Origin of the sequence: Hydrogenophaga taeniospiralis CCUG 15921 (assembly GCF_001592305.1) — a bacterium.
In the GTDB taxonomy this organism is placed as follows: Bacteria; Pseudomonadota; Gammaproteobacteria; order Burkholderiales; family Burkholderiaceae_C; genus Hydrogenophaga; species Hydrogenophaga taeniospiralis.
Window position 1 is genome coordinate 178,677 of record NZ_BCWR01000010.1, and the last position, 15,786, is coordinate 194,462.

The 15,786-nt window shown below is 67.4% G+C and carries 14 protein-coding genes; 10 read left to right on the top strand and 4 right to left on the bottom strand.

What is annotated here, in order from left to right; all coding sequences use genetic code 11:
• Positions 1–38: 38 nt before the first annotated feature.
• From HTA01S_RS13935 to HTA01S_RS13965, 7 genes are all read left to right on the top strand, one after another.
• On the top strand, positions 39–827 hold the full coding sequence (locus tag HTA01S_RS13935; RefSeq protein WP_068172795.1) for an ABC transporter ATP-binding protein: 789 nt from the start codon (positions 39–41) through the stop codon (positions 825–827).
• A 124-nt stretch (positions 828–951) separates the two neighbouring features.
• On the top strand, positions 952–1,647 hold the full coding sequence (locus tag HTA01S_RS13940; protein ID WP_068172589.1) for an ABC transporter ATP-binding protein: 696 nt from the start codon (positions 952–954) through the stop codon (positions 1,645–1,647).
• Positions 1,648–1,755: 108 nt separating this feature from the next.
• Positions 1,756–3,864: a 3-hydroxyacyl-CoA dehydrogenase NAD-binding domain-containing protein gene (locus tag HTA01S_RS13945; protein ID WP_068172592.1), complete on the top strand. Its 2,109-nt coding sequence runs from the start codon at positions 1,756–1,758 to the stop codon at positions 3,862–3,864.
• Between the two features lie 33 nt (positions 3,865–3,897).
• The gene (locus HTA01S_RS13950; RefSeq protein WP_068172595.1) at positions 3,898–5,073 is read left to right on the top strand and encodes an acetyl-CoA C-acyltransferase; all 1,176 of its coding nucleotides are present in this window, start codon (positions 3,898–3,900) and stop codon (positions 5,071–5,073) included.
• A 27-nt stretch (positions 5,074–5,100) separates the two neighbouring features.
• On the top strand, positions 5,101–6,471 hold the full coding sequence (locus HTA01S_RS13955; RefSeq protein WP_068172598.1) for an acyclic terpene utilization AtuA family protein: 1,371 nt from the start codon (positions 5,101–5,103) through the stop codon (positions 6,469–6,471).
• 1 nt (position 6,472) lies between these two features.
• A complete protein-coding gene (locus HTA01S_RS13960) occupies positions 6,473–6,805 on the top strand; it encodes an AtuA-related protein (RefSeq protein WP_068172601.1) in 333 nt (110 codons plus the stop codon).
• A gap of 46 nt (positions 6,806–6,851) precedes the next feature.
• Positions 6,852–7,820 carry a Bug family tripartite tricarboxylate transporter substrate binding protein gene (locus HTA01S_RS13965; protein ID WP_068172604.1) on the top strand — a complete coding sequence of 323 codons (969 nt, stop codon included), beginning with the start codon at positions 6,852–6,854 and terminating at the stop codon, positions 7,818–7,820.
• 39 nt (positions 7,821–7,859) lie between these two features.
• Here HTA01S_RS13965 and HTA01S_RS13970 read toward each other — a convergent pair whose 3' ends face one another.
• From HTA01S_RS13970 to HTA01S_RS13985, 4 genes are all read right to left on the bottom strand, one after another.
• Entirely contained in the window at positions 7,860–9,098 is a 1,239-nt protein-coding gene (locus HTA01S_RS13970) for a dienelactone hydrolase family protein (RefSeq protein ID WP_068172607.1), read from the bottom strand.
• On the bottom strand, positions 9,095–9,652 hold the full coding sequence (locus HTA01S_RS13975; RefSeq protein WP_068172610.1) for a flavin reductase family protein: 558 nt from the start codon (positions 9,650–9,652) through the stop codon (positions 9,095–9,097). Before HTA01S_RS13975 ends, HTA01S_RS13970 begins: the two co-directional genes overlap by 4 nt.
• A 61-nt stretch (positions 9,653–9,713) precedes the next feature.
• Positions 9,714–10,946 (bottom strand): styrene monooxygenase/indole monooxygenase family protein, encoded by a 1,233-nt coding sequence (locus tag HTA01S_RS13980; protein WP_068172613.1) that lies wholly within the window; start codon positions 10,944–10,946, stop codon positions 9,714–9,716.
• Positions 10,947–10,988: 42 nt separating this feature from the next.
• Positions 10,989–11,792: an SDR family oxidoreductase gene (locus HTA01S_RS13985; RefSeq protein WP_068172616.1), complete on the bottom strand. Its 804-nt coding sequence runs from the start codon at positions 11,790–11,792 to the stop codon at positions 10,989–10,991.
• 192 nt (positions 11,793–11,984) lie between these two features.
• Between HTA01S_RS13985 and HTA01S_RS13990 the strand changes: the two genes are divergently transcribed.
• Genes HTA01S_RS13990 through HTA01S_RS14000 form a run of 3 tightly spaced genes read left to right on the top strand, consistent with a single transcriptional unit; the run spans position 11,985 to position 15,694 of the window.
• A complete protein-coding gene (locus HTA01S_RS13990) occupies positions 11,985–13,016 on the top strand; it encodes an AraC family transcriptional regulator (protein ID WP_068172618.1) in 1,032 nt (343 codons plus the stop codon).
• Positions 13,017–13,054: 38 nt separating this feature from the next.
• Positions 13,055–14,878 (top strand): acyl-CoA dehydrogenase, encoded by a 1,824-nt coding sequence (locus HTA01S_RS13995; RefSeq protein ID WP_068172621.1) that lies wholly within the window; start codon positions 13,055–13,057, stop codon positions 14,876–14,878.
• Positions 14,879–14,902: 24 nt separating this feature from the next.
• Positions 14,903–15,694, top strand: coding sequence for an SDR family oxidoreductase (locus HTA01S_RS14000; RefSeq protein ID WP_068172623.1), 792 nt, complete (start codon positions 14,903–14,905; stop codon positions 15,692–15,694).
• The last annotated feature ends 92 nt before the right edge of the window (positions 15,695–15,786 follow it).

A 15,786-nucleotide genomic window follows, 5' to 3' on the forward strand; every position in this document is an offset into this window, starting at 1 on the left:
CAACGTCCACAGCCGACACCGGCCGTTTCGAACAGGCCATGAGCCACGTGCACGCAGGTGGCTACGCATTGGAATTGCGCGACCTGCGCAAGCGCTTCGGCAAGACCGAGATCATCCGCGGGGTGGACCTCGCGGTGCGCCCCGGCGAGCGCGTGGCCATCATCGGTCCCAACGGCGCGGGCAAGTCCACGTTGTTCAACCTGATCTCGGGCCGCTTCGAGCCCAGCAGCGGCGAAGTGATCCTCAATGGCACGCGCATCGACGGCAAGAAGCCGTTCGAGATCAACCGCCTGGGCCTCTCGCGCAGCTTCCAGATCACCAACATCTTCCCCAAGCTCAGCGTGTTCGAGAACCTGCGCTGCGGCGTGCTCTGGAGCCTGGGCTACAAGTACACGCTGTTCCGCTTCCTGGCCGGCATGGACGACGCGAACGAGCGCGCCGAAGAGCTGATGAAGATGATCCGGCTCGACAAGAAACACGACACGCTGGCCATGAACCTCACCTACGCCGAGCAGCGCGCGCTGGAGATCGGCATCACCATCGCCGGTGGCGCCAACGTGATCCTGCTCGACGAACCCACGGCCGGCATGAGCAAGAGCGAGACCAGCCGCTTCATCGACCTGATCCGCGAGGTGACGGTGGGCAAGACCTTGCTGACGGTGGAGCACGACATGGGCGTGGTCTTCGGCCTGGCCGACAAGATCGCCGTGGTGGTGTACGGCGAGGTGATCGCCTTCGACACGCCGGAGGCGGTGCGCGCGAACCCGAAGGTGCAGGAAGCCTATCTCGGGTCCGTGCTCGCCGACGAACAAGCGGGGTTCAAATGAACACCCCCGTTGCTTGCTCGCTGCGCGTAGCCGCATCCCCCCTCAAGGGGGCAACGCTGGCAGCCCGGCAAAGCCGGTTCTGCGGCGTTTCCCGGAAAGCCACCGTGCCCTCGAAAGACGCACAATGCTGAAAATCGAAAACCTCCACGCCTATTACGGCAAGAGCCACGTGCTGCACGGCGCTTCGTTCGACGTGGGCCAGGGCGAGATCGTGGCCCTGCTGGGGCGCAACGGCTCGGGCCGCTCCACCACGGCCAAGGCCATCATGGGGCTGGTGGAGTGCGAGGGCTCCATCCAGTGGAAGGGGCAGGAGATCCGGGGCCGCAAGTCCTTCGAGATCGCGCACCTGGGGCTGGGCTACGTGCCGGAAAACCGCGACATCTTCCCCAAGCTCACCGTGCACCAGAACCTGCTGCTGGGCCAGAAGGGCAAAGGCAAGGATGCGCGCTGGAGCTTTGACGACATGTACGCCATGTTTCCGCGCCTGAAGGAGCGCCAGCACACCGAAGCCGGCGTGCTATCGGGCGGCGAGCAGCAGATGCTCACGCTGTGTCGCACGCTCATGGGCGACCCGGACCTGATCATCATCGACGAGCCCACCGAGGGCCTGGCGCCCAAGATCGTGGAGCTGGTGGGCGAGTACCTGCAGAAGCTCAAGGCCCGGGGCGTGTCGGTGCTGCTGATCGAGCAGAAGCTCACCATCGCCATGGCGATCTCCGACCGCGCCTTCGTCATGGGCCACGGCAGCATCGTGTTTCATGGCACGCCGGAAAGCCTCAGAGCAGACCCCTATACCCGCAAAGAGTGGCTTGAGGTCTGACCCTATTGCGACAGGTGGCTCTTGCCGCACCGCACAAATTCCCTAGAATCGCACGACCGTTCGTTTTTTCGGGCGCGCACCCCTACCGATCCACACAGAGGAGATTTCATGACCGCTGAGTACCAGGTCCACGGCGATGTGGCCGTCATCACGCTGAACAACCCGCCGGTCAACGGCCTGGGGCTGTCGACCCGGCAGGCCATCACCGCCGGGCTGGAGAAGGCCGAGGCCGATCCGGCCGTCAAGGCCATCGTGCTCACCGGCGCCGGCAAGGCGTTTTCGGGCGGTGCGGACATCCGCGAATTCGGCTCGCCCAAGGCGATCCAGGAGCCCAACCTGTTGAGCGTGATCCTGGCGGTGGAGAACACCAGCAAGCCGGTGGTCGCGGCGGTGCACAGCGTGTGCATGGGCGGCGGCCTGGAGCTGGCGCTGGGTGCGCATTACCGCATCGCAGCCCCCGGCTGCAACGTGGCCCTGCCCGAGGTGAAGCTGGGCCTCATCCCCGGTGCCGGCGGCACGCAGCGCCTGCCGCGCGTGCTGGGCGTGGAAGCCGCGCTCAACATGATCGTCTCGGGCGAACCCGTCAAGAGCGAGATGCTGGCGCAACTGCCCGGCCAGAAGCTGTTCGACAAGCTGGCCGCCTCCCCCGAGTCGCTGGCCGAAGAAGCGCTGGCCTTTGCCCGCGAAGTGGCGGCCAAGCACGCCGACGGCTTTGCCCTGCCGCTGGTGCGCAATCTGCCCTGCAAGCACAAGGACGGCGACGCCTACTTCCAGTTCGCGCGCAACATGGTCAAGGGCATGGCGAAAAATTTCCCCGCCCCTCCCAAGTGCGTGGACGCCGTGGAAGCCGCCACCAAGAAGAAGTTCGCCGACGGCATGGCCTTCGAGCGCGAGACTTTCATCAACCTGATGTGGACGCCCGAGTGCCGTTCGCTGCGTCACCTGTTCGTGGCCGAACGCGCCGCGAGCAAGATCCCCGACGTGCCGGAAGACACGCCGCAACGCAGCATCCAGTCGGTGGCCGTGATCGGCGCCGGCACCATGGGCGGTGGCATCACCATGAACTTCCTCAACGCCGGCATCCCCGTGAAGGTGCTGGAGATGAAGCAGGACGCGCTGGACCGCGGCGTGGCCACCATCCGCAAGAACTACGAAGCCCAGGTGAAGAAGGGCAAGCTGAAAGCCGACAAGTACGAGCAGCGCATGAGCCTGCTCTCCACCACGCTGAGCTACGACGACATCGGTTTGGCCGACCTCGTGATCGAGGCCGTGTTCGAAGAGATCGGCGTCAAGGAAGCCGTGTTCAAGGAACTCGACCGCGTGATGAAGCCGGGCGCGATCCTGGCCTCCAACACCTCCACGCTGGACGTGAACAAGATCGCCAGCTTCACCCAGCGTCCGCAGGACGTGGTGGGTCTGCATTTCTTCAGCCCGGCCAACGTGATGAAGCTGCTGGAAGTGGTGCGCGGTGAAAAGACCGCCAAGGACGTGATGGCCACCGTGATGACGGTCGCCAAGAAGATCAAGAAGACGGCGGTGGTCTCCGGCGTTTGCGACGGCTTCATCGGCAACCGCATGATCGAGCAGTACGGCCGCCAGGGCGGCTTCCTGCTCGACGAAGGCTGCACGCCCGAGCAGGTGGACAAGGCGATGGAGAAGTTCGGCATGGCCATGGGCCCGTTCCGCATGGGCGATCTGGCCGGCAACGACATCGGCTGGGCGATCCGCAAGCGCCGTTACCAGGAAAAGCCGGACATGAAGTACAGCAAGACGGCCGACCTGCTGTGCGAGAAGGGCCGCTTCGGCCAGAAGACCGGCGCCGGCTGGTACGACTACGTGCCGGGCAAGCGCGACGCGATCCCGAACGCCGAAGTGGTCCAGATGATCGAGGACCACCGCAAAGCCCTGGGCATCACGCCGCGCAAGATTTCCGACGAAGAGATCGTGCAGCGCCTGGTGTTTTCGCTGGTGAACGAGGCCGCGCACATCCTCGAAGAGGGCATCGCCAACAAGGCCAGCGACATCGACGTGGTCTACATCTTCGGCTACGGCTTCCCGGTGTACCGCGGTGGCCCGCTGAACTACGCCAACGAGGTGGGGCTGTTCAACGTGGTCCAAGCCATGAAGCGCTTTGCGAAGAACCCGCTGGACGACGCAAAGTTCTGGCAGCCCGCGCCGCTGCTGGCTCGCCTCGCCGAAGAAGGCAAAACCTTTTGATGACCGCACGAACAACGAATTGAGGATTCCATCATGACCAACGCCGTCATCGTCTCCACCGCCCGCACGCCCCTGGCCAAGAGCTGGAAGGGCGCCTTCAACATGACCCATGGCGCCACGCTCGGCGGCCACGCCGTGCAGCATGCCGTGCAACGCGCCGGCATCGACGCCGCCGAAGTCGAAGACGTGATCATGGGCTGCGCCAACCCCGAGGGCGCCACGGGCGCCAACATCGCGCGCCAGATCGCACTCAAGGCCGGCCTGCCCATCACGGTATCGGGCATGACCGTCAACCGTTTCTGCTCGTCGGGCCTGCAGACCATCGCCCTGGCCGCGCAACGCATCATCGCCGGCGAAGGCTCGGTCTACGTGGCCGGTGGTGTGGAAAGCATTTCCTGCGTGCAGCAGGAGATGAACCAGCACATGCTCAAGGACCTGGCGCTGGAAAAGCAGAAGCCCGAGATCTACTGGAACATGCTGCAGACCGCCGAACAGGTGGCCAAGCGCTACGGCATCGGCCGCGATGCCATGGACGAGTACGGGGCCGCCAGCCAGCAGAAGGCCGCCGCCGCGCTGGAAGCCGGCCTGTTCAAGGCCGAGATCGCGCCCATCACCGTGACCGCCGGCGTGGCCGACAAGGTGATGGGCCTGATGACCAAACAGGTCACGGTCGAGAACGACGAAGGCATCCGCGCCGGCACCACGTTCGACGGCATCCACGGCCTGCGCTCGGCGCTGCCGGGCGGCCTGGTCTCGGCCGGCAACGCCAGCCAGTTTTCAGACGGCGCCGGTGCCTGCGTGGTGATGGACGAAGCCCTGGCCGAGAAGCGTGGCCTGCAGCCCTTGGGCCGTTTCCTGGGTTTTGCGGTGGCGGGTTGTGAACCCGACGAAATGGGCATCGGCCCGGTGTTCGCCATCCCCAAGGTGCTCGCGCGCCTGGGCCTGAAGGTGAGCGACATCGACCTGTGGGAACTCAACGAAGCCTTCGCGGTGCAAGTGATCTACTGCCGCGACAAGCTGGGCATTCCGCACGACAAGCTCAACGTGAACGGCGGCGCCATCGCCGTGGGCCACCCCTACGGCGTGTCGGGCCAGCGCCTGACCGGCCACGCGCTGATCGAAGGCAAACGCCGCGGCGCCAAGCGCGTCTGCGTGACCATGTGCATCGGCGGCGGCATGGGTGCCGCGGGCGTGTTCGAAGTCTTGTAAGCCTCGCGCCATCGGCCCGATCCGGACATGCAGGACGTGACGCCCTACCGGATCGGCGCTGGCGCCGGCTACGCCGGTGACCGCATCGACCCCGCGCTGGACCTGGCCGAGCGCGGCGAACTCGACGCCCTGGTGTTCGAGTGCCTGGCCGAGCGCACCATCGCGCTGGCTCAGCTGCGCCGCGCCAACGATCCACAAGCCGGCTACGACCCGATGCTCCAGGCGCGCATGCGTGCGGTGCTGCCGGCCTGTGTGCGCAACGGCGTGACCATCCTCACCAACATGGGCGCTGCCAACCCGATGGCGGCCGGGCAGGCCGTGCTGGAGGTGGCACGCGAGCTGGGCCTGCCGCGCCTGCGCGTGGCGGTGGTGACGGGCGACGACGTGTTGCCCTGGATGCTGGCGAACGACGTGCCGCTGATGGATTCGCCCGACACGGTGCGCAGTCTGGACGGCCGCCTGATCTCGGCCAATGCCTACCTCGGCGCCGACGCCTTGCTGCCCGCGCTGCAGGCCGATGTGAACGTGATCATCACCGGCCGCGTGGCCGATCCCTCGCTGTTCGTGGCGCCGCTCATGGCCCACTTCGGCTGGGCCGCGGACGACTGGCATCGCCTGGGCCAGGGCCTGCTCGTTGGGCACCTGCTGGAATGCGCGGCCCAGGTCAGCGGCGGCTACCTGGCCGATCCGGGCCATGTGGACGTGCCCGATCTGCACCGCGTCGGTTTCCCGCTGGCCGAGGTGTCTGCCGATGGCAGCGTGGTCGTCACCAAACTGCCGGGCACCGGCGGGCGCGTGGACCGGCTCAGCTGCACCGCGCAACTGCTCTACGAGGTGGAAGACCCAGCGCACTACCTGCAGGCCGATGTGGTGGGCGATTTTTCTCAAGTGCGTTTCAGCGAGTTGGCACCCGACCGCGTGCAGGCACAGGGCGCCAGCGGTCAGGCGCGCCCTGAACAATTGAAAGCCATGCTGGGCTACCGCGACGGCTTCATCGGCGAGGGCCAGATCTCCTACGCTGGCCCGGGCGCGCGAGCGCGGGGTGAGCTGGCGCTGTCCATCCTGCGCCAGCGCCTGCAGGACGCCACACTGTCTCATGGCCTCAGCGGTCTGGAACACCGCGCCGAGCTGATCGGCGTGAACGCCATGCACGGCCTGCAACTGGGCGCCGACCGCGAGCCGTACGAGGTGCGTGTGCGCCTGGCGGTGCGCTGCGCCAACCGCGCGCAGGCCGAAGCCGTGGGGCAGGAGGTCGAAGCGCTCTACCTCAACGGCCCGGCCGGCGGTGGCGGTGTGACGCAGTCGGTGCGTGAGGTGATCGCCGCGGCTTCGGCACTGGTGCCGCGCACGGCGGTTCAAGCCCGCTGCGACATCCTCGAACTCCATGCAGGAGACTGACATGTCGAAAGCGGCCACCCCATCCAAGACCGGTCGCACCCTGCGCGACATCGCCCTGGCCCGCTCGGGCGACAAGGGCAACCGCGCCACGCTGAGCGTGATCGCGCTGAACCCGGCAGACTACCCCGAGCTGGAGCGCCTGCTCACCGCCGAGCGGGTGCGCGCGCACTTCGCGGGCGTGGTGCAGGGCGCGGTGCAGCGCTACACCCTGCCGCACCTGGGCGCCGTGCATTTCGTGATGTTCGACGCGCTGGGCGGGGGCGTCACGCGATCATTGGCGCTGGACGCCCACGGCAAGACCCTGAGCGCGGCCGTGCTGGACTTACCGCTTTGATCGACCCGAGACCGACCCTGTTTTCACCACCCAGAAGGAGACTTTGATGAAGCCTGTTGTCCGATTGATCGCCGCCACGGTGGCCGCGCTCACCTTGTCATCCACCGCCTTCGCCCAGGCCTGGCCCGAGCGGCCCATCAAGGCGGTCGTGCCCTTCGCCGCGGGCAGCGCCACCGACACCATCGGCCGCGCCTTCGCGCTGAAGATGCAGGAAGTCCTGGGGCAGACCATCGTGGTGGACAACAAGCCCGGCGCCAGCGGCCTGCTGGGCGCCGACGCGGTGGCCAAGGCCGCGCCCGATGGCTACACCATCCTGATCGGCACCAACAGCACCAACGCGGCGCTGAAGAGCCTGATGAAGAAGCTGCCCTACGACCAGGACACCGCGTTTGCGCCCGTGGCCTACATGGGCTCGGTGCCGCTGATCATGGCGGTCAACAACGACGTGCCGGTCAAGACCCTGAAGGAACTGGTCGATCTGGCCAAGGCCAAGCCCGGCAGCATCAACTTCGCCAGCGCCAGCACCTCGCAACTGGTGTCCACCGAAATGATGGCCGGCATGGCCGGCATCCAACTCACCAACGTGTCCTACAAGAGCGGCCCCGCCGCCATGACCGACCTGATCGGTGGCGTGGTGCAGATGTTCAGCGCCGACTTCGCGGTGATGCTGCCGCAGGTGAAGGCGGGCAAGGTGCGCGGCCTGGCGGTCACCTCAAGCAAGCGCTCGCCCGCTGTGCCCGAGCTGCCCACGGTCAACGAAGCGCTGGGCTTGAAGGACTACGAGCTGATCGCCTACTTCGCGGTGTTCGCGCCCGCGGGCACCCCGCCCGACATCGTGGCCAAGCTCAACAAGGCGGTGAACGCCGCCGCCAGCAGCAAGGAGATCCAGGAACGGTTCGCGGGCATCGGCTTCGCGGTCGAACCCGGCACTCCCGAAGACCTGGCCAAGCGCAGCGTGACCGAAACCGCCAAGTGGGCCAAGGCCATCAAGGACGCGAAGATCGAACCGCAATAAGCGGTGCGGTGAGGCCGAAGGGGGCGCGGGGGGCTTGCCTCAGGGCGCCGACAGGGCCCAGGCCGCCATCAAGGTGTTGGACGGCTGGTGTTCGTCCAGCAGCTTGCGCGCCGTCTCGATGCCGGCCACCGGCAGACCGGTCGGGTCGAGTTTGCCGATCTGAACCAGCACGCTGGCCTGGTCCCAGTAGATGTGTTCGTGGTAGAGCTTGTCGCCACGGAACTTGACGATGGCCACCAGCGGGATTTCGACGCGTTTGCCGGTGGGCGCGATGCCGGGCAGCATCCAGTCGATCTCGCAGGTGTGCGTGAAGCAGAACAGCAGCTCGTCGACGATCTGGGTCGCACCGATGGTGCGCGAGATCGGCACCAGCGTGGTGTCGGGCGGGTTGCTGTTGACGAAGTGGTGCTGGTAGAAGCGCGAGAGCATGGTGTGGCCCACGCCGCCGGTCATGGTGGGAATGTGGTTCACATAGGGCTCGGCCACCATGGTGGCCATGGTGGCGGCCACGTCGCGGGTGGCGAACTCGTGTTCGCAGTGCTTGTCCCACAGGGCGGAGAAGTCGGGGTGGGGGCCCATGGCGGCCTTGAAGGCGGCCACGCTGCGCTGGTGCGCCATCAGCGCCGAGGGCTTGTGAAAGTGGTCGCCGCCCTGCCGGGCAAACGCATGGTCCACACCGGGGTACACGTACAGCTCGGTCTGCTCGCGGCCAGACAGCGCCGCCAGGATCGCGGCGCGCGCCTCGGGCGGGCAGAAAGCGTCGTTTTCGGCGATGTGCAGCACCAGGCGGCCGCGCAGACCCTGGGCGTCGTCCAGCGCCTTTTCAATGCCCACGCCGTAGTAGCCCACGGCCACATCGGCATCGGTGTGGCAGGCCGCCAGGTAGGCCAGCTTGCCACCCAGGCAGAAGCCCAGCACACCGGCCTGGCCCGAACACTCGGGGCGCTCACGCAGCGCGTTCAGGCTGGCCTGGATGTCGGCCACGCCCAGGGTTTCGTTGAAGCCCTGGTACAGACCGAAGGCGCGCTGGAAATCGGCCTCGGTGTAGCCCAGCTGTATGCCGGGCTGCTGGCGCCAGAACAGGTCGGGCACCAGCACCACATAACCTTCTTCGGCGTAGTGGTCGGCCACGGCGCGCATGGTGGCGTTGACGCCAAAAATCTCCTGCGCGAGCACGATGCCGGGGCCATGGCCCGAGGGTGGCAGGGCGAGGTAGGCGTCGAAAGATCCGCTGCCGTCGCTGGCTGGGATGCGGATGGTTGGGGCGGTGGGTGTCATGCGGGTTCTCCGAGGTCTGCGAGGGTGGTGTATTGGCCGTCCGAGTACAGCAGCGGCGCTTCGTTGCGCGGGCTCAGCAGCACCGCCTTGATTTCGCCGATCATGGCGGCGTGGCTGTGGGCCACCATCATTTCGTCAACCACGCAGTCGAACACGGCCAGCGCGTCCAGCAGCACCGGCGCGCCGGTGGCCAGCGTGCCCCAGCGGCCGGGCTCGAAGCGCTGCGACTGCGGGGTGGGCGCGCCGCCGAACTGCTGCGCCAGGTCGAGGTGGCGGTAGGCCAGCAGGTTCACGCTCATGCGCCGGCTCTCCGCGATGGCGCGGAAGGTCGAACCCTTGAGGTTGACGCAGGCCAGCAGCCGCGCCGGTTCGGCCGAGAAGGAGGTGACGGCGGTGGCGGTCAGGCCGGCCAGGGTCTGGCCATCGTGGGTGGCCACCAGGGTCACGGCGCCGGTCAGGCGGCGCATGGCCAGCCGGAAGTCGGACAGCGGCAGGCAGGCGCTGTGGCGCAGGGCCTGCAAGGGGGGCAGGGTGCCCAGGTCGGCTGCGGTCATGGGACTACCCTCCGTGCTGCGCACTGCGGGGCTGAGCGCCTTCGGAACGGCCGGGCGGCGCTCATGCCGGCACCGCTTCCAGGTAGGCGTCGACCTTGTCCGGCGTCATGAAGAAGTTCACGAAGTCGGTCGGGTCGTTGAAGCCGTTGACGATGCGCCGGGCCACTCGGGGTTCGCCACAGGCCGCGCCCAGCACCTTGAGCACGTGGGGAGGTGGCGGCGACAGCATGGCGTTGGTCCAGTCGGTCGCATGGTGGCCGTAGCCCGCCCAGAACGCCTCGAAGGTCTGCTGCATGAAGGCGGCGTCAAAGGGCTGGTCGCCGTGCGCCACGATGGCCCGTTCCACCGCGTTGGCGAACTTGGCCGCGTTGTTGGAGCCCTGGCCGGTGATGGGGTCGTTGAGCATCACCGCGTCGGCCATGCCCATCACCACCCGGCCGCTGGGCAGCTGGCCCACCGGTTTGCGCACCGTGGGGGCGAAGCGCCCGGCCAGGATGCCGTTGGCATCGGTCAGCTCCACCTGGGTGCAGCGGGCCGCTTCCCAGGGCAGGAACTTGCCCAGGATTTCTTTGGACAGGGCCAGGTGCTGGGCCGGCGTCGCCACATCGCCCCAGCAGTCCATGGGGCCACCGGGCACGCCCTCGAACACCATGATCTCGCAGGGGCCGCTGACCGTCAGCGCGGGGAACACGAAGTACTCGCCGACACCGGGGATGAGGTTGAAGTTGACGGCCGAGTACTCGGGGCGGGGCGCCATGCCGTGCACATAGGTCAGCGCCAGGGCGCGCTGCGGCTGGTCGTAGGGGCTGCGGCTGGCGTCGCGCTGGAACATCTGGGCGATCGCGCCCTTGCCGGCGGCCACGATCACGAGATCGTGGTCCTGCGTCCAGCGCTCCAGATCGTCCATGCCGGCTTCGTGCATCAGCAGCTCGCCGCCCAGGCGGCTGAACTCGGCCATCCAGCCGGGCACCTTCACGCGCTGGTCGACCGACTGCGCCTTGTGGTCCAGCCGGTGGCCCCAGCTCATGGCCTTTTCGCCGGGCAGTTCGGGGTGGGGCACGGTGAAGGAAATGCCTTCGACCGGCGGGCATTCGGCTTCCCAGAAGTTGAGCCCGCGGTCGCGTTCGAGCTGCAGGCTGTCGTGGAACATGCACTGGCTGGACAGCACCTTGCCGGTGCGCAGGTCCTCGGGTGTGCGGTTGCTGGTGATGCTGACGCGGTAGCCGCGCTGGAGCAGGCCGATGCCCAGTTGCAGTCCGGCCTGGCCGGCGCCGACGATCATGATCTTGCGCATGGTGGTGTCTCCTTGTGTGGTGTGGGTGAAAGCGGAGTTGGCTCAGTCCATCAGCTTGGGGATGGCCGGCTCATGGGATTCCGGGCCCATGGCCGAATAACCGCCATCGACCGCGTAGTCGGCGCCAGTGACGAAGCTGGCGTGGTCCGAGCAGAGGAACAGCACCACCTGGGCCACCTCGTCGGGGTCGCCGACGCGCCTGAGCAGGTGGAAGGGGGCGGCCACGCGGTCGGTCTTGGCGCGGTCGCCCTGGGTCAGCTGGTTCATGATGGCCGACCAGGTCCAGCCGGGCGACACGCTGTTGACCCGGATGTGATCGGGGGCCAGGTCCATGGCCATGTTGCGCGTCAGCTGCACCAGCGCGGCCTTGCTGACCGGGTAGAGCCAGCGCCCCGTCTGCGCCACGCCCGAGGAAATGCTGGTGAAGTTGACCACCGCGCCGCCACCGGTGCGCTGCATGTGCGGGTGCACGGCCTTGAGCATCATCACCGCGCTGACCACGTTCACGTCCAGGGCCTGGTGCCAGTCGGTGCGGCTCGACCGCAGCCCGTCGTCCACGTAAGAGCAGGCCAGGTTGACGAGGAAGTCGACGCTGCCGAAGCGCTTGGCGGTCTCGTCCGCGCAGGCAGACACCTGGGCGTCGTCGGTGATGTCGGTGGCGCGGAACCACACGCCGTCACCGCAGCCATCGGCCACGGCCTGGCCGCCAGCGGCGTCGATGTCGGCGAGCGTGACGCGAACCCCCTGGGCGTGCAGGGCGCGCACCACGGCGGCGCCGATGAGCGTGGCGCCGCCGGTGACGATGGCGGTTTTGCCGGACAGACCGAGAAAGCTGGCTTGGGGCATGGGGGTCTCCTGTTTTTTGAATCACGCCGCGTGTCGCGGTTGGGGCCAATGTAGGAGCGGCCCGGCGCTGGCAGCATCCCGTTTGCGCAGCCACTGTCCCAAAAACGAGAAATTCGAGGCATCCCCTGTCCGGGGCATGGTCGGGGGAAAGTCCCCTGGCACACCGGCGCGTGTTTTGCTAGCTTCGGCGCCATGTTGTCGCCCTACCGTTACCCGCTGGCCAGCCACGCGCTGTTTCACACGCGGGATGTGGACGAGGCGCGCGAGTCGGTGGCGCGGGTGTTTTGCCCGCATGTGCTTCAACCCTGTGGGCCGATCGTGGTGCTGGACGCGCGCCACCACAGTGCGCCGGTGTTTCGCGACGTCAGCCTCAACTATGTGCAGTACGGCCCGGCGGTCGACATCGAACCCGGGCCGCTCGGCAGTTTCTACTTGTTGCAAATGCCCTTGCGCGGCAGTGCCGAGGTGCGTTGCGGTGGGCAGCAGGTCACGGCCGGGCCGGGCATGGCCTCCCTGCCGTCCCCCAGCGAATACCTGAAGATGCGCTGGGCCGACGACAGCCCGCACCTGATCCTGCGCATGTCGCAGGGCGCCGTGGTGCGGCAGGTGGAGCAACTGACGCAAACCGCCGTGCACCGGCCGCTGGTGTTCGGGCTGGGCCTGGCCATGGACACGCCGGCGCTGGCACCCCTGACCGGTTTCGTGCGCTATCTGGCCGACACCCTGGAGGGCGACGGCGGGTTCGCCGGCTCCGCCCTGGCCCAGCAGGCCGAGGCCTACCTGCTCAACGTGTTGCTGCTGCAGGCGCCCCACAACTACAGCGATGCCCTGGGTGGGGACGCTCGCCGCCCCTTGTTGCCCCGCGTCGTGCGGCGGGCGCTGGACTTCATGCAGGCCGACCTGAAACGGCCACTGACGCTGGCCGACCTGTGCGAGCACCTGCATGTGAACGCGCGCAGCCTGCAGCAGGCCTTCGTCGCCCACACCGGCGAGTCGCCCATGGTCTGTTGGCGCAACCTGCGGCTGGACCGGGTGCGTGAGGTGCTGCGCCGGGCCGCCAGTCAGGCGTCGGCCGGCGTGACGGTCACGCAGGTGGCCGTCGAGCACGGTTTCCTGCACATGGGCCACTTCGCCGCGCAGTACCAGCGCCGCTTCGGCGAGCTCCCCGTGGAAACCCTGAAAATGCCGCGTGCTGTCATGAAGGGGTCAAGCCCGCGCGCCTGAGCGCATTACAGTTGGCGCTCCTTCGGTTGAGGAGTTCCATGAGTCTGCGTCCCACCCTCGATTTCTTGCTCCACCAGTGGCTCGGTGTGGAGTCGCTGCGGTCGCGCGAACGGTTTGCCGACCACAGCCGCGAAACCTTCGACGCCGTGCTCGACACCTGCGAGCGCATTGCCCGCGAGAAGTACGCACCCTTCAACCGCCTCGTGGACACGCAGGAGCCGCAATTCGACGGCGAAAAGGTCATCCTGCCGCAGGCCACGCACGACGCGCAGAAGGCCTACGCCGAGAGCGGCATGCTGAGTGCCGCGCAAGACTACGAAGTGGGCGGCATGCAACTGCCCTACACGGTGGAGGCCTCGGCCAACGCCTTCTTCGCCATGGGCTCGGTGAGCATCGGCAGCGGCATGCTCACCACGGGCAACGCCAACCTGCTGATGAAGCACGGCACCGAAGCGCAGCAGCGCGTGTTCGCGCTCAACGAGTTCAGCGGCCGCTTCTCCGGCACCATGTGCCTGAGCGAACCGCAGGCCGGTTCGTCACTCAGCGACGTGATAACGCGGGCGCTGCCGGACGGCGATGGTTTTGAGAACGACCCGCTCGGCCCACGCTACCGCCTGCGCGGCAACAAGATGTGGATCTCGGCCGGTGAACACGAGCTGACCGAGAACATCATCCACTTGGTGCTGGCCAAGATCCCGGACGAGAACGGCAAGCTGGTCCCCGGCGTCAAAGGCATCTCGCTCTTCATCGTGCCCAAGAAGCTGGTGGATACCGATGGCCAACTGACCGGTGAACGCAACGACGTGGCGCTGGCCGGCTTGAACCACAAGTGCGGCTGGCGCGGCACCACCAACACCTTGCTGAACTTTGGCGAAGGCAAGTACCCGGTGCGCGGTGAAGCCGGCGCGGTGGGCTACCTCGTCGGCCAACCCGGCAAGGGCCTGCAGTGCATGTTCCACATGATGAACGAGGCCCGCATCGGCGTCGGCATGGCGGCCACCATGCTCGGCATGGCGGGCTACCACGCCTCGCTCGACTACGCGAAGAACCGGCCGCAAGGACGGCCGATGGGTGCCGGCGGGAAAGATGCGAGCGCCCCACAGGTCCGCATCATCGAACACGCCGACGTGAAGCGCATGCTGCTGGCGCAGAAGAGCTACTGCGAAGGCGCGCTGGCGCTGGAACTCTATTGCGCGCGTCTGGTGGACGAACAACACACCGGCGACGCGCAAGCGGCCGACGACGCGCGCCTGCTGCTGGAGGTGCTGACACCCATCGCCAAGAGCTGGCCCAGCGAGTGGTGCCTGGAGGCCAACTCGTTGGCGATCCAGGTGCACGGCGGCTACGGCTACACGCGTGATTTCCCGGTGGAGCAGTACTGGCGCGACAACCGCCTCAACATGATCCACGAGGGCACGCACGGCATCCAGGGCATGGACCTGCTGGGCCGTAAGGTGCTGATGGAAAACGGCAAGGGCCTGCAACTGCTGGCCGGCCGCATCAACGCCACCCTCGAACGCGCGATCCAGATCCCCGAACTCGCGGCGCACGCCAACGCGCTGGGCCAGGCGCTCGCACAAGTGGGCGCGGCCACGAAAGCCGCTTGGGCCACCGGCGACCCGGGCGACGCGCTGGCCAACGCCGTGCCCTACCTGCAGGCCTTTGGCCATACCGTGCTGGCCTGGATCTGGCTCGACGTGGCGCTCGCGGCGCATGCCTTGGCTGAGTCGCCCGCGCGCACCGGGCGCCTGGGTGCCATGCGCTATTTCTTCCACTACGAACTGCCGAAAATCGGCGCCTGGCTGCAGGTGGTGAGCGCGCGCGACCAGACCTGCGCCAGCCTGCCCGAAGCCGCTTTCTGAACACCCATCCACAGGAGACCCACCATGACCCGAAGCATCCAGCAACTCTTCGACCTCAAAGGCAAGACGGCCCTTGTCACCGGCGGCTCGCGCGGCCTGGGCCTGCAGATGGCCCACGCGCTCGGCGAAGCCGGTGCCCGCGTGGTGATCAGCTCGCGCAAGGCCACCGACCTGGAAGAGGCCACCGCCGAGCTGCAGGCCGCCAACATCGACGCGCGCTGGATCGCTGCCGACTGCTCGCTCGAAGAAGACATCCGCCGCCTCACCAGTGAAACCCTGCAGCGCGTGGGCGAGGTGGACATCCTCGTCAACAACGCCGGCGCTGCCTGGGGCGCGCCCGCCGAAGACCACCCGCTCGAGGCCTGGGACAAGGTGATGAACCTCAATGTGCGCAGCTACTTCCTGCTGAGCCAGCTGATCGCCAAGGCCAGCATGATCCCGCGCCGAGCAGGCAGCATCATCAACACCGCCAGCATCGCCGGCCTGGGCGGCAACCCTTCGGGCATGAAGACCATTGCTTACAACACCTCCAAGGGCGCGGTGATCAACTTCACCCGTGCGCTGGCCGCCGAGTGGGGCGAACACGGCATCCGCGTCAACGCCATCTGCCCGGGCTTCTTCCCGAGCAAGATGACGCAGGGCACCTTGAAGGCCATGGGGGAAGAGAAGTTGGCCTCGCATGCGCCCCTGCGCCGCCTGGGCGACGACGAAGACCTGAAGGGCCTGACCGTGCTGTACGCGTCGGATGCCGGCAAACACATCACGGGGCAATGGCTCGCGGTCGATGGCGGTGTCTCGGTCATCACAGGAGGTTAGACAGGCCCACCCCCGCCGCGCTTCGCGCGACCCCCTCAAGGGGGCGGCACTGGCGGCCCGGCAAAGCCGGTTCCGCGGTGCCCTGGGTTGCA

Coding starts and splice junctions, on each gene's coding strand:
- HTA01S_RS13970 (WP_068172607.1), bottom strand. CDS start 9,098: ATGACACCCACCGCCCCAACCATCCGCATCCCAGCCAGCGACGGCAGC.
- HTA01S_RS13960 (WP_068172601.1), top strand. CDS start 6,473: ATGTCGAAAGCGGCCACCCCATCCAAGACCGGTCGCACCCTGCGCGAC.
- HTA01S_RS13935 (WP_068172795.1), top strand. CDS start 39: ATGAGCCACGTGCACGCAGGTGGCTACGCATTGGAATTGCGCGACCTG.
- HTA01S_RS13995 (WP_068172621.1), top strand. CDS start 13,055: ATGAGTCTGCGTCCCACCCTCGATTTCTTGCTCCACCAGTGGCTCGGT.
- HTA01S_RS13980 (WP_068172613.1), bottom strand. CDS start 10,946: ATGCGCAAGATCATGATCGTCGGCGCCGGCCAGGCCGGACTGCAACTG.
- HTA01S_RS13975 (WP_068172610.1), bottom strand. CDS start 9,652: ATGACCGCAGCCGACCTGGGCACCCTGCCCCCCTTGCAGGCCCTGCGC.
- HTA01S_RS13950 (WP_068172595.1), top strand. CDS start 3,898: ATGACCAACGCCGTCATCGTCTCCACCGCCCGCACGCCCCTGGCCAAG.
- HTA01S_RS13985 (WP_068172616.1), bottom strand. CDS start 11,792: ATGCCCCAAGCCAGCTTTCTCGGTCTGTCCGGCAAAACCGCCATCGTC.
- HTA01S_RS13990 (WP_068172618.1), top strand. CDS start 11,985: ATGTTGTCGCCCTACCGTTACCCGCTGGCCAGCCACGCGCTGTTTCAC.
- HTA01S_RS13945 (WP_068172592.1), top strand. CDS start 1,756: ATGACCGCTGAGTACCAGGTCCACGGCGATGTGGCCGTCATCACGCTG.
- HTA01S_RS13955 (WP_068172598.1), top strand. CDS start 5,101: ATGCAGGACGTGACGCCCTACCGGATCGGCGCTGGCGCCGGCTACGCC.
- HTA01S_RS13940 (WP_068172589.1), top strand. CDS start 952: ATGCTGAAAATCGAAAACCTCCACGCCTATTACGGCAAGAGCCACGTG.
- HTA01S_RS14000 (WP_068172623.1), top strand. CDS start 14,903: ATGACCCGAAGCATCCAGCAACTCTTCGACCTCAAAGGCAAGACGGCC.
- HTA01S_RS13965 (WP_068172604.1), top strand. CDS start 6,852: ATGAAGCCTGTTGTCCGATTGATCGCCGCCACGGTGGCCGCGCTCACC.